Consider the following 11,683-nt stretch of genomic DNA (forward strand, 5'->3'; position numbering starts at 1 on the left):
CCCCCGCAGCCTCCACCGCCGCCTCCGCTGCTTCCGCAGGAACCGCCGCCGCCGCAGGAGCCGGACGAGCACACCGAGGCGGTGCTCGAACACGAGGAGCCCGAGTACCCGCCGGACGCGGTCGTGGCCGCCGTCATCTCCATGTAGCGGCCGAGCCCGACCGTCTGGACGAACATGGGGTCGAACGCCATCAGCGCCGCCGTCCCGAACAGCGCGACGCCCAGCAGCACCGACGGCGCGGGCAGCCCGGCGTAGGAGGCCGTGTACCGCGGGTCGAGGTGGGCGTTGGACGTCCTGAGCTGCTCGACCGCGCGCTCGCCCTCCTTCGTCCTCTCGGCGCCCGTGTTGAGCACGCTCCCGCCGACGACGGCGACCCCGCCGATCGCGGCGAGCGGGAGCAGGACGCCCGGGAAGCCGTCGAAGACGTCCAGGATGAAGAACAGCATGCCGAGCGCCATCCACGCCCAGAGCACCAGCCAGCAGATCCGCAGGGTGCGCCGCCCGTCCGGGCCGATCACCATGCCCTGCGCGACCAGCCCGTCGCCGAGCTGCTCCAGCGCGGCCCGGACCCCCGGCTCCGCGGTGAGCTCGGCGAGCGTGCCGGCCCGGCCGCCGGCGATCGCCCCGAAGACCGCCGTGTCCAGCGGCTTCCCGGCCGCGCGGGGCCCGGTGGCGGACGGGGTCAGCGGGATCATCCGGCCGTCGGCGTAGGCGTCGACCGCGCCGTCGAGCCGCAGCGCCGTGATCGAGGCGGCGATCGCGTGGCGTCCGCCGCCGTGCAGGTAGGCGACCTCGTACGGATGCAGGTCGCGCGTCGGGGGGGCGCCCCGCATCGCGCTGGCGCGCACCTTCCGGGCGATCGCGATCAGGATGATCCCGCCGATGACGTAGGCCGCGAAGACCGCCAGTTCGGTTCCGGAGATGTCGTCGATCACGCTGGGCTCCCGTCCAGGCACCTTTTGGTGCTCAGACGCCGGGGGCCGGGCGGCGGTTCAGGCGGTTTCGTCCCCGTCCTCCGCGTCGAGGCCCTTCTCGATGGCGTACCGGACGAGTTCGACGCGGTTGTGGAGCTGGAGCTTGCGGAGGGTGTTCTGCACGTGGTTCTGCACCGTCCGGTGGGACAGGACGAGCCGCTCCGCGATCTGCTTGTACGTCAGGCCCTTCGCGACGAGCCGCAGGACCTCGGTCTCGCGCTCGGTCAGGCGCGGCGCGCCGTCGTCCTCGCGGGCGGGGGCGGCGGCGAGCCTGCGGTACTCGCCGAGGACCAGGCCCGCGAGCCCCGGGGTGAAGACGGCGTCGCCCTCGCCGGTGCGGCGGACGGCGTCCAGGAACTCCTCCCGCGCGGCGGACTTGAGCAGGTAGCCGGTGGCCCCCGCCTTGACGGCGTCCAGGACGTCCTGCTGCTCGCCGCTCGCCGACAGCACCAGCACGCGGACGGGCGGGTCGGCGGCGGCCAGATGGCGGGTGACCTCGACGCCGCCGATGTCGGGGAGCTGCAGGTCGACGACGGCGACCTGCGGGCGGGCCGCCGCGGCGACGCGGACGGCGGCGCGTCCCTCGCCTACGGTCGCGACCACCTCGTGGCCCGCCTCGGCGAGGTCGCGGGCGACCGCCTCGCGCCACATCGGATGGTCGTCCACGACCATGACCCTGAGGGGAACGTCGCTCACGGATCACACCATATGGCGCAAGCCCCCTATAAACGCAGGCGGCCGCGGGTCAGGAGCGGGGGACGGTCATCTCGATCTCCGTGCCCGCGCCCTCGGCGGAGGAGATCTCGACCGTGCCGCCCAGGTCCCGGACGCGGCCGCGGATCGACTGCGCGACGCCGAGCCGTCCGTCCGCCGCGGCCTCGTCCAGCCGTCCGGCGGGCATGCCGGGGCCGTCGTCGCGGACGCTGACGGTGACCGCGCGCTCGCCGTCCTCCAGCAGGATCCACGCGCGGGCGCCGTCGCCGCAGTGCCGCCGGACGTTGTCGAGCGCCGCCGCGACCGCCGCCTCGACCTCGCGGGCGGCGTGCGCGGGCAGCCGCACCTCGGTCGCGGGAGTGGACACCGTGACGGACGAGGACGCGTGGCCGGTCAGCAGCGGACGGAGATCGACGTCGTCGCCCGCGTCAGGCGCGGCGGCGGGGACGGCGGGGGCGCCGCCGATGAGCGTCCGCAGCGCGGCCTCCTGCTCCCCCGCCAGCCGTCCCAGCTCCGCCGCCGCGCCGCCGAGCTCGTCGCCGCGCCGCCGCACCATCGCCAGCACCTGCAGCACCGAGTCGTGGATGCGCCGGGCCAGTCGCTCCCGCTCCCTGGTAGCCGACTCCAGCTCCACGGCCCGCGCCAGGCGCGCCTCCGCGTCCAGCGCCAGCCGGACGACGTGCCCGACGACGAGGCCCGCGAGGAGCAGCAGGACGATGCCGTTGAAGGTCGTCCGGCTGATCCCGCCCGACGTCCCGACAATCGCGTGGACCAGCAGGTTCGCCACGGCCAGGACGAGCGCCGCTGCAACGCCGAGACGCCGTCCGCCGGCGACGGCCCATGACAGCACCGCCGCCGCCACCCATGACACGGGCAGGGTCGGACGGCCGTCGGCGATGTTCGCGGGCGTCTCCACCCATGCCGTGGCGACCAGGCACCCGGACGCGACGGCGAGATCGGCGGCCAGCAGCGGCCATCCGCGCCGCCGCGGGTCCCGGAAGGCGGGGACCGTGTACGCCGTCCAGACGGCCATCACGGCGAGCACTACCCACCCGCCGGCCGGACGGGCGTAGCCGTCGAAGTTCATGGCGATCACGGCACCGGCGTACACGAGCGCCAGGCCGCGGTAGACCGCCAAGGCCCGCCACAGCGCGGCCTCCAGCCCCATCCCCCGATCGGCTTCGCTCATCCGCCGTCGCTGAGCCCTTCGTCGTCGTCCACCGGGCGGACCGGCTTGCCCGCCAGCTCCGCCTTGACCTCGGCGGCGTACCGGTCGACGTACTCCTGGCCCGACAGGTCCCTGATCGCCTGCATGATCTCGTCGGTGATCTGCCGCAGGACGTCCTTGTCGTCCTCGCGGCCGTAGTACCGGGAGAAGTCCATGGGCTTGCCGAACCGGACGCCGGGCCGCACCCCGAGCCGCGGGTACGGCTTGCCCGGCGGCATCAGCTCGAACGTGTTGACCATCGCCATCGGGATCACCGGGACCCGCGACTTCAGCGCCAGCCGCGCGACCCCCGTCTTGCCCCGGTACAGCCGGTTGTCGGGCGCGCGGGTGCCCTCCGGGTAGATGCCGAGCAGCTTGCCCTCCGCGAGGATCCGCAGCCCCGTCTGCAGCGCCGCCTCGGCGGACGAGCCGCCCGTCCGGTCCACCGGCACGACGCCGACCCCGGTGAAGAACCCCTTGCTGATCAGCCCCTTGATCCCCTTGCCGGTGAAGTACTCGCCCTTGCCGATGAAGAAGATCGGCCGGAACAGGGGCAGCGGGCCGAAGAAGTGGTCGGCGAACGACAGGTGGTTGCTCACCAGCAGCGCCGGGCCCCGCTTCGGGACGTTCCGCGCCCCGCGGTTCCGCGGCCACCACCCGAGGTACAGGATCGGCGTGAGAACGATCCTGAGCAGGATCCAGAACCAGAGCATGCGGGGACCTTCCTCGGACCGCGCGCCTCAGGGATTCGGCGCGGACGGTCCCTGACCGACGGGGATGATGGGACATCTTCCCACTCCGCGTCTCAGCGTTCTACCAGCCGGTACATGGCCGGACGCGGAGCATCGAACCGGACGGCCCGGGCCCGTCGCGGCCGGGCCGCGGGGCGTTGCCCGCCGGGCGGCTCGCGGGGGGCGGGAATGAACGTAGGCTCTGAGGCGTCAATCTCAATCGGGTGCGCCCGGGGGCTTGTCCCGGGCGACGCAGCGAATACCGTGGGACACATGTTTCAGGGTGTCCGGGAGTGCCGCCGCGAGCCGGCGGCGCGTCCGGACCCATGTCGATAGGGGCGGAGGCCGTCATGCCGGTGCCGTCGGTCACGCCGGAGTCGTCGAAGGAGCCGGCCCCGTGAATCGCCGTGGCAATGGACTGTCAGCGGACACCTACGCCCCACTGGTCGACCTCGCCCCGCATCTCGCCGACGCGATGCTGACGGCGCTGGGCGAGGCCGGGGTGGCGGCCTACGCGGCATCGCCGTCCGACCTGGCCGAGCTGGCCGACCTGGCCGAACGCGCGGACCTCACCGACCGCGCCGAGCCCGCCGGTGAGCAGGTCGCCGGCGACGTCCTCGACCGGCTGTACGTGGACGTCGACATGAAGCCCGCCGCGGAGGGCATCCTGCGCGCCCATCTCGCCCGGCTGCGCGACGCGTCCTCGCGCGGCTCGGACGGCGAGCGCTCCGACGGCGGCGACCGTCCCGAGACCGGCGTCGCCGACCTTCCGGGGACGGCCGACTCCCCCGGCCGGCGCGGAACCGCCGACCCGGGCGACCCGCGCGGCGGCGCGGAGGGCGGCGCGGCCGCCAAGGACGCGGACGGGCCCGGAGAGCGCGACGAGGACGCCATCTGGGCCGAGATCGTCGCCGGCTTCGACTCCGCGCCCGACGGCGAGGACGTCCCCTGGCCCGACGAGGAGAACGTCCGAGAGCCCGCCGACCCGCCGCAGGAGGGCGACGACCGCACCGGCCGCCTCCCCCGCGCCCGCGTGATCAGGGCCGCCGAGACGCCCGAGTTCCCGCCGGACGCCGACGACGAGGGCCACTACGTCCCGCCCCCTCCCCCGCCGCTGCCCAGCGCCGACCCGCTCACCAAGGGCGCCTGGATCGCCCTCATCGGCGGCCCGCTCTACCTGCTGATCACCGTCGTCCTCGACTGGGACGTCCCCGGTTGGGCCGCGTTCCTCGCGGTCGCCGCCTTCATCGGCGGATTCGTCACCCTCGTGCTCCGCATGGGTGACGAGCCCAGGGACCCCGACGACGGCGCCGTGGTCTGACCCCAGACCCCCTGCCCGGCACGGGTCTCCTCGCTCAGGCGTTGGGGAGTTCTAGGTCCGCCAGCAGGGGGCGGTGGTCGGTGGCCCTCGGGTAATCGGCGGTCAGCGGTTCGTCGGTGGGGACGCCGCAGGCGGTGATCTCGATTTCCCGGTCGGCGAAGACGGCGTCGATGCGGCGGCGGGGGTCGCGGGAGGAGAACGTCAGCTCGTCGCCGGACGGAGCCGTGGCATAGGCGTCCTGGAAATGGTCGGTCAGGAGGGTCCAGGACGGGCCGCCCGGCTCCTCGTTGACGTCCCCGGCGAGGACGGCCGGGGCGCGGTGGCGGTCGCGGGCCCGGGCGAGGTGGGCGAGGACCTCGTGGACGTGGCGGAGCCGCGGCCCGTCCCGCAGGTCGAGATGGGTGGACGCGGCCAGGAAGCGCGCGCCGCCGATCTCCAGGACGGCGATCGCCAGGCCGCGGCGGTGCAGGCCCGGGTCGGGCGTGAGCAGGTGGAACTCGCGGGCCACCCGGCGGACGTGCGGCGCGGCGAGGACGGCGAGCCCGCAGGCCCGCCGTCCAGCCGCGATGTCCAGGCCGCACGCGCGGGCGAGGCGGCGGCGCTGGATCCGCCACGTCCAGAAGCGCGGGACCTCCTGCAGGCAGACGACGTCCGGGGCGAGGGCGCGGACGACCCGGGCCACGGCGGCCGGATCGTCGCGCAGCGACCGGACGTTGTAGCTCAGCAGGCGGACGGACGGCACGTCTCTAGACGACGACGTCCTGCAGAGGGCGGACGCGCGCCAGGTCGGCGGCGCCGACGATGCCCGCCGCGGAGCCCAGCTCGGCGATGCGGATGTCGGGCAGCGGGCGGTGACCGCGGCCCGTCAGCGCGTCCTCGAACGCGGCGCGGATCGGGTCGAGCAGCAGGTCGCCGGCGTCGGACAGGCCGCCGCCGATGATGAACGCGCCCGGGTCGAGGATGGCGCTGAGGTCGGCGAGTCCCTGGCCCGCCCAGTGCGCGATGGTGCGGAAGCACTCCAGCGCCGCCTTGTCGCCCTCGCGGGCCGCCTGCGAAACCTCGGGCCCGCTGATGCCCTCCGGGCGCCCGTCGCCGAGTTCGAGGAGCCGTCCGGCCATCGCGGGCGCCACCCGGGCCAGGTCGCGTGCCTCGTGGACGAGGGCGTTGCCGCTGGCGTACTGCTCCCAGCAGCCGCGGTTGCCGCAGCCGCAGCGGCGGCCGTCAGGGACGACCCGGAAGTGGCCCATCTCGGCGCCGATGCCGAACCGGCCCCGGTACAACTCGCCGTTGATGATGATGCCGCCGCCGATGCCGGTGCCGAGGGCGACCAGGACGAGGAAGTTCTCGCCGCGTCCGGCGCCGAACCTGGCCTCGCCCCACGCGGTGGCGTTGCCGTCGTTCTCCACGACGACGGGCAGCCCGACCAGGCTCTCGACCTTCTCCTTGATCGGCTCTTCCCGCCAGGCCAGGTTCGGCGCGAACAGCACGTTGGAGCGGTCCTCGTCGACGAACCCGGCGGTCCCGAGACCGACCGCCGACACCTCTTCGAACTTGCCCTTCAGCAGGTCGACGACCTCGGCGATGGTCTCGGCGGTCTCCTTGGGGTTGGTCGACGGGGTGGGCCGGCGAACCTTCTCCAGGATGGTTCCCCGGTCGTCGACGACCCCGGCGGCGACCTTCGTGCCGCCCACGTCCACGCCGATGGTCAGGGCCATGTACGCTTCCTCCTCCTCGCGCGGCACGGCCGGAGCCGGCACCGCACTACCCGATGTCGATGGGGTCGCCGCCGGTGGCGGCGGACCACGGCCCGCCCGCACCGGGTCGGTCCGACCGCTCGGACCTACCCGCCCGCGGGCGTCCCGACGCCTCCGGCGGACGGTACCGGCGCGTACGGCCGGAGGCGGCCCGGCCGGAGCCGCCCTGCCGGTGGCTCATGGGTCCATCTTCCATCCGCCGTCGGCGTGAACGGTATCGCCTTCGCGGTGGTCAGCTCTCCACATGGCGCTTGAGGCCCTTGAGCGCGGAGTCGATGATCCGCTTCTCGCCCTTGCGCTTCACCATGCCGATGAGCGGGATCCGGACGTCCACGGCGAGCTCGTAGGTCACCTCGGTGGAGCCGTCCCGCTCGACCAGGGTGTAGGAGCCGTGCAGCTTGGTGACCACCGAGCCGGGGTCGACCAGCGTCCACGCCACGTGGTCGTCGCCCTCCCACGTGTAGGCGAGGCCGATGGTGTCGATGAACACGCCGCCGTCGAACGTCAGCTTGGCGCGGGACGCGCGGCCGTCCTCGCCGGTCTCCTCGACGGTGATGCCGCGGATGCCGCTCGTCCACTTCGGGTACGCGTCGAGATCGGCGATCACCGCCATGATCTCGGCCTTTCCTGCCTTGACCGTGATGGAGGAGCTGGTGCGGTCCGCCATCTGCGTCTCCCTTGGCTCTGGTCGGGCCCGCGCGGGCCCCTTGTCGTAGAGAAAGTATCTTTCACACCGTCAGGACGTACGGCACGCCACGGGCCCGGAAGTGGCCCACGTTCACGCATTCGGTGCGGCCGATGCGCATCCGGCTCGCCAGGGGCTGGTGGACGTGCCCGAAGAGAACGTACTGCGGCTGCGTCCTGCGGACGGCGTCCAGGATCGCCTCGCTCCCCCGCTCGAACCGGCGCGCGACCGTGTCGTACAGCAGTTCCGGGACGGCGGGCGGGATGTGGCAGCACAGCACGTCCACGTCGCCGACGGCCTCGACCTTCGCGGCGTACGCGTCGTCGTCCAGCTCGTAGGGGGTGCGGTACTCGGTGCGCAGGCCGCCGCCGACGAACCCGAACCGCAGGCCGCCGATCTCGGTGGTCTCGCCGTCCAGGACGTGGTGCCCGTCTCGCAGGTGCCGACCCCACATGCGAGGGACGTCGACGTTCCCGTACGTGAGGTACGCGGGCGACGGCATGGCGGCGAACAGCTCGGCGTACTGCCGGTCGACGGCGCGCTCGATGTGCGGCCACGCGTCGCCGTCCAGGGACGCCCACAGGGCCCGGGAGAACTCGCGGGCCTCGTCGAAGCGCTTCTCGGTGCGCAGCTCGATGAAGCGGTCGGCGTTGTCCTGCCCGAACAGGTCGGCGAAGATGCCCTGCCCGTGGTCGTGGTAGTCGACGAACAGGATCAGGTCGCCGAGGCAGATGAGCGCGTCGGCGCCGTCCGCCGCGGCCGGCAGCGCGTCCGCCCGGCCGTGGACGTCGCTCACCACATGGATCCTCATGAACCGACTGTAATGGGACGCGCGTCCCGCGAGGACGGTCAGCCCGCGGCGGCGGACACCAGCGAGCGCCATTCGCGCACCAGCGCCGGGTCGACCGGCGCGTCCCAGGCCCCGTCCGGGCGGACCGCCGTGCCCACGTGGAACGCGGTGACGCCCGCGGCCGCGAGGACCGCGACGTGCTTGCGGCGCAGCCCGCCCCCGGCCATGATCATCTTGGCGGCGGCGGGGTCCTCGGCGGCGCGCCGGACGAGCACGTCCACCCCGGTGTCCACGCCCCGCGCCGACCCGGCCGTGAGGACGGTGTCCAGCCCTCCGCCGAACCCGCGGACGACGTTCCACGCCTGGGCCTGGTCGGCGGCGTGGTCGAGCGCGCGGTGGAACGTCCAGGGCAGCGGGGCGACGTCGGCGGCGAGCTTGCCCACGGCGCCGGTGTCGACATGGCCGGAGGAGTCGAGGAAGCCGAACACGAACCCGTCCGCGCCCGCCTCGGCGAGGCCCGCCGCGGCCTGCCGCAGCCGGTCCAGCTCGCGGCCGGACGTGCGGAACCCCGCGTTCGCCCGCAGCATCACCCGGATCGGCAGGGACGTGGCCGCCCGCACGGCGGCGACGAGCTCGGGATCGGGGGTGAGCCCGTCGGCGGCCATGTCGGCGACGACCTCGAGCCGGTCGGCGCCGCCGTCCTCCGCCGCGCGCGCGTCCTCGGCCGTCAGCGCGATGATTTCGAGCAGCGACATGGCGTTCCCCCGGACCACACTCGTGTACGACGGGCTAAGAGTAAGCGACCGCGAGCCGTCCCCCACCGCCGGCGTGCGACCTTTGCACTGCCGTTACCCCACCGCCCCGCTTCTCAACCCATCGATGCCCATAGCCGGTTGGACAAGGCAATTCTCCTACTCGTGGGTATCATGCGGTTTCGGAGAAGCCTCCGCGGACTTCCCCGTTCACCTGTCGAAGAACGACCACAGGAGCAGGCCGTGCGCGAGTTCAGCGTCCCCGCGATGGTGGAGGTCCCCGACTCCGCCGTACTGACCGACGCACCCTTCACCAGGGCCGCAGAGGAACCGGGGACGATCGTGGCGCGCCGCAAGAGCGGCCCCGCCGAGGCGCCCGTGTGGAGCGCCGTCACCGCCGCCGAGTTCGCGGCCGAGGCCGCCGGGATCGCCAAGGGCCTCATCGCCGCCGGGATCGAGCCGGGCGACCGGGTCGGGCTGCTGTCGCGCACCCGGTACGAGTGGACCGTCCTCGACTACGCGATCTGGACGGCCGGCGCGGTCTCGGTGCCGATCTACGAGACGTCCTCCGCCGACCAGATCGAGTGGATCGCCGGCGACTCCGGCGCGAAGGCGGTGTTCGCCGAGACGGACGAGCACGTGGCGGCGGTCGAAGGGATCCGCGAGCGGCTGCCCCAGCTCACGCATGTGTGGGGCATCGACGCGGGCGGCGTCGAGGAGGTCGTGCGGCTCGGCGCCGAGGTCGGGGACGACGTGGTCGAGGAGCGCCGCCACTCCCGCAACGCCGCCGACGTCGCCACGCTCGTCTACACCTCGGGCACGACCGGGCGTCCCAAGGGCTGCGAGATCACCCACGGGAACCTGGTGTCGACCGCCCGCAACGCCGTGCAGGGCGCGATCTCCGAGGTCACCGTGGACGGCAGCTCCACGCTGCTGTTCCTGCCGCTGGCGCACGTGTTCGCCCGGCTGATCCAGGTCGCCGTCATCGAGGGCGGCATCATCCTCGGGCACAGCGACGTCCCGAACCTGCTGCCCGACCTCGCCACGTTCCGGCCGACGTTCCTGCTCGCCGTCCCGCGCGTCTTCGAGAAGGTCTACAACGGCGCCGAGCAGAAGGCCGCCGCCGACGGCAAGGGCAAGATCTTCAAGGCGGCGGCGGAGACCGCGATCGCCTACAGCCGCGCGCTGGACGGCGGCGGCGCCGGCATCGGGCTGAAGGCGAAGCACAAGGTCTTCGACGCGCTCGTGTACAAGAAGCTGCGCGCGGCGGTCGGCGGCGAGGTGAAGTACGCGGTGTCGGGCGGCGCGGCGCTCGGCGAGCGGCTCGGCCACTTCTTCCGCGGCGTCGGCATCACGATCCTGGAGGGCTACGGCCTCACCGAGACGACCGCGCCGGCGAGCGTCAACCGCCCGACGGCCATCAGGATCGGGACCGTCGGGCAGCCGATCCCGGGCGTGGACGTCCGGATCGCCGAGGACGGCGAGGTCCTCGTCCGCGGCGTCAACATCATGCGCGGCTACTGGAACAACGAGGCCGCGACCAAGGAGGTCCTGGAGGACGGCTGGTTCCGCACCGGCGACATCGGCTCCCTCGACGCCGACGGCTTCCTGAAGATCACCGGCCGGAAGAAGGAGATCCTGGTCACCGCGGCGGGCAAGAACGTCGCGCCCGCCCCGCTGGAGGACAGGATCCGCGCGCATCCGCTGGTCAGCCAGTGCCTGGTGGTCGGCGACGGCCGCAAGTTCGTCGCCGCGCTCGTCACGCTGGACGAGGAGGCGCTCGGGCCGTGGAAGGAGCGGCACGGCAAGCCCGCGGAGATGACGGTGGACGAGCTGCGCCGCGACCCCGACCTCGTCGCCGAGATCGACGCGGCCGTCGCGGCGGCCAACACCTCGGTCAGCCACGCCGAGGCGATCAAGAAGCAGGTGATCCTCGGCGTCGACTTCACCGAGGAGGCCGGGCACCTGACGCCCAGCCTCAAGGTCAAGCGCAACGTCGTGATGAAGGACTTCGTGGACGAGATCGAGGCCCTCTACACCGCCTAGCCGCCGCCGAGGGCGGGGCGGAGCGACGCGACGGCGTCCTCGATCCGGGTGGGGCCGTTGAGCAGGTCGAGCGTGCGGCGCCTGACGTCGGACGCGTCGAGCAGCGCCACGATGACCGCGGCGACGTCGTCGCGGGTCACCACGTCGTGCCCGATCGGCGGTTCGGCGAGGGTGACGAGGCCGGTGGGCGGGTCGTCGGTGAGGCGGCCCGGACGCAGGATCAGCCAGTCGAGGGCGTCGCGGCGGCGAAGGTCGTCCTCGGCCTCGCCCTTGGCGCGGATGTAGGCGTCCCAGATGTCCCCGCGCCCCGGCGCGGGGGGTTCGCCCGCGCCCATCGCGGAGATCTGGATGTAGCCGCGGACGCCCGCGCTTTCGGCCGCGTCCGCCATCAGGACCGAGGCGGCGCGGTCGACGGTGTCCTTGCGCGCGGCGCCGCTGCCGGGGCCCGCGCCGGCGGCGAAGACGACCGCGTCCGCGCCGGTGACGTGCCCGGCGACCTCCCCACGGTCCGCGGACTCCAGGTCGCACACGACCGGCCCGGCGCCCGTGGCCCGCACGTCGCCGGCGTGGTCGGGGTTGCGGATGAGACCGAGCACGGTGTCGCCCCGCGCGGCCAGCAGCCGCGAGAGCCGCAGCGCGATCTTCCCGTGCCCGCCCGCGATCACGATGTTCATAGCCAGATCGTACGGTCGGGCGCCCGGATGGGTGC

13 protein-coding genes are annotated in these 11,683 nt (G+C 73.6%); 2 read left to right on the forward strand and 11 right to left on the reverse strand.

Going from position 1 to position 11,683, the window contains the following annotated elements; all coding sequences use genetic code 11:
- The 4 genes from E1287_RS27350 to E1287_RS27365 form a co-directional block, all read right to left on the reverse strand.
- A partial coding sequence (locus E1287_RS27350; protein WP_165969199.1) for a TIGR04222 domain-containing membrane protein occupies nt 1–935 on the reverse strand: 935 nt, incomplete at its 3' end.
- Nucleotides 936–992: 57 nt separating this feature from the next.
- Entirely contained in the window at nt 993–1,646 is a 654-nt protein-coding gene (locus E1287_RS27355; protein WP_131967973.1) for a response regulator transcription factor, read from the reverse strand.
- 73 nt (nt 1,647–1,719) lie between these two features.
- A complete protein-coding gene (locus E1287_RS27360; protein ID WP_243719471.1) occupies nt 1,720–2,877 on the reverse strand; it encodes a DUF5931 domain-containing protein in 1,158 nt (385 codons plus the stop codon).
- Nucleotides 2,874–3,608: a lysophospholipid acyltransferase family protein gene (locus tag E1287_RS27365; RefSeq protein WP_131967950.1), complete on the reverse strand. Its 735-nt coding sequence runs from the start codon at nt 3,606–3,608 to the stop codon at nt 2,874–2,876. Before E1287_RS27365 ends, E1287_RS27360 begins: the two co-directional genes overlap by 4 nt.
- Nucleotides 3,609–4,023: 415 nt before the next feature.
- Between E1287_RS27365 and E1287_RS27370 the strand changes: the two genes are divergently transcribed.
- Complete coding sequence (locus tag E1287_RS27370) at nt 4,024–4,947, forward strand: hypothetical protein (RefSeq protein WP_131967951.1); 924 nt, start codon at nt 4,024–4,026, stop codon at nt 4,945–4,947.
- A 34-nt stretch (nt 4,948–4,981) separates the two neighbouring features.
- Here the strand turns inward: E1287_RS27370 and E1287_RS27375 are convergent, their stop codons facing one another.
- The 6 genes from E1287_RS27375 to E1287_RS27395 form a co-directional block, all read right to left on the reverse strand.
- The gene (locus E1287_RS27375; protein ID WP_131967952.1) at nt 4,982–5,689 is read right to left on the reverse strand and encodes an endonuclease/exonuclease/phosphatase family protein; all 708 of its coding nucleotides are present in this window, start codon (nt 5,687–5,689) and stop codon (nt 4,982–4,984) included.
- A 4-nt stretch (nt 5,690–5,693) separates the two neighbouring features.
- Nucleotides 5,694–6,662 carry an ROK family glucokinase gene (locus E1287_RS27380; RefSeq protein WP_121435044.1) on the reverse strand — a complete coding sequence of 323 codons (969 nt, stop codon included), beginning with the start codon at nt 6,660–6,662 and terminating at the stop codon, nt 5,694–5,696.
- A 46-nt stretch (nt 6,663–6,708) separates the two neighbouring features.
- Nucleotides 6,709–6,882, reverse strand: coding sequence for a hypothetical protein (locus E1287_RS43980; RefSeq protein WP_165969201.1), 174 nt, complete (start codon nt 6,880–6,882; stop codon nt 6,709–6,711).
- Nucleotides 6,883–6,933: 51 nt separating this feature from the next.
- On the reverse strand, nt 6,934–7,368 hold the full coding sequence (locus E1287_RS27385; protein ID WP_131967953.1) for an SRPBCC family protein: 435 nt from the start codon (nt 7,366–7,368) through the stop codon (nt 6,934–6,936).
- 61 nt (nt 7,369–7,429) lie between these two features.
- Nucleotides 7,430–8,197, reverse strand: a complete 768-nt coding sequence (locus E1287_RS27390; RefSeq protein WP_131967954.1) for a metallophosphoesterase — start codon at nt 8,195–8,197, stop codon at nt 7,430–7,432.
- Nucleotides 8,198–8,235: 38 nt separating this feature from the next.
- On the reverse strand, nt 8,236–8,931 hold the full coding sequence (locus E1287_RS27395) for a copper homeostasis protein CutC (protein WP_131967955.1): 696 nt from the start codon (nt 8,929–8,931) through the stop codon (nt 8,236–8,238).
- A gap of 240 nt (nt 8,932–9,171) precedes the next feature.
- On the opposite strand from E1287_RS27395, the gene E1287_RS27400 reads away from it, so the two are divergent.
- Nucleotides 9,172–10,974 carry a long-chain fatty acid--CoA ligase gene (locus E1287_RS27400; protein WP_131967956.1) on the forward strand — a complete coding sequence of 601 codons (1,803 nt, stop codon included), beginning with the start codon at nt 9,172–9,174 and terminating at the stop codon, nt 10,972–10,974.
- Here the strand turns inward: E1287_RS27400 and E1287_RS27405 are convergent.
- Complete coding sequence (locus E1287_RS27405) at nt 10,971–11,648, reverse strand: NAD(P)H-binding protein (RefSeq protein WP_131967957.1); 678 nt, start codon at nt 11,646–11,648, stop codon at nt 10,971–10,973. The two genes, E1287_RS27400 and E1287_RS27405, sit on opposite strands and share 4 nt — an antisense overlap.
- Nucleotides 11,649–11,683 lie beyond the last annotated feature (35 nt).

It is taken from the genome of Actinomadura sp. KC06, assembly GCF_004348735.1.
Taxonomy (GTDB): Bacteria; Actinomycetota; Actinomycetes; order Streptosporangiales; family Streptosporangiaceae; genus Spirillospora.

What these genes read in the sequence shown, in the direction of transcription:
- E1287_RS27380 (WP_121435044.1), bottom strand. Translation starts at nt 6,662, where the DNA reads ATGGCCCTGACCATCGGCGTGGACGTGGGCGGCACGAAGGTCGCCGCC.
- E1287_RS27390 (WP_131967954.1), bottom strand. Translation starts at nt 8,197, where the DNA reads ATGAGGATCCATGTGGTGAGCGACGTCCACGGCCGGGCGGACGCGCTG.
- E1287_RS27405 (WP_131967957.1), bottom strand. Translation starts at nt 11,648, where the DNA reads ATGAACATCGTGATCGCGGGCGGGCACGGGAAGATCGCGCTGCGGCTC.
- E1287_RS27385 (WP_131967953.1), bottom strand. Translation starts at nt 7,368, where the DNA reads ATGGCGGACCGCACCAGCTCCTCCATCACGGTCAAGGCAGGAAAGGCC.
- E1287_RS27365 (WP_131967950.1), bottom strand. Translation starts at nt 3,608, where the DNA reads ATGCTCTGGTTCTGGATCCTGCTCAGGATCGTTCTCACGCCGATCCTG.
- E1287_RS27360 (WP_243719471.1), bottom strand. Translation starts at nt 2,877, where the DNA reads ATGAGCGAAGCCGATCGGGGGATGGGGCTGGAGGCCGCGCTGTGGCGG.
- E1287_RS27395 (WP_131967955.1), bottom strand. Translation starts at nt 8,931, where the DNA reads ATGTCGCTGCTCGAAATCATCGCGCTGACGGCCGAGGACGCGCGCGCG.
- E1287_RS27355 (WP_131967973.1), bottom strand. Translation starts at nt 1,646, where the DNA reads ATGGTCGTGGACGACCATCCGATGTGGCGCGAGGCGGTCGCCCGCGAC.
- E1287_RS43980 (WP_165969201.1), bottom strand. Translation starts at nt 6,882, where the DNA reads ATGAGCCACCGGCAGGGCGGCTCCGGCCGGGCCGCCTCCGGCCGTACG.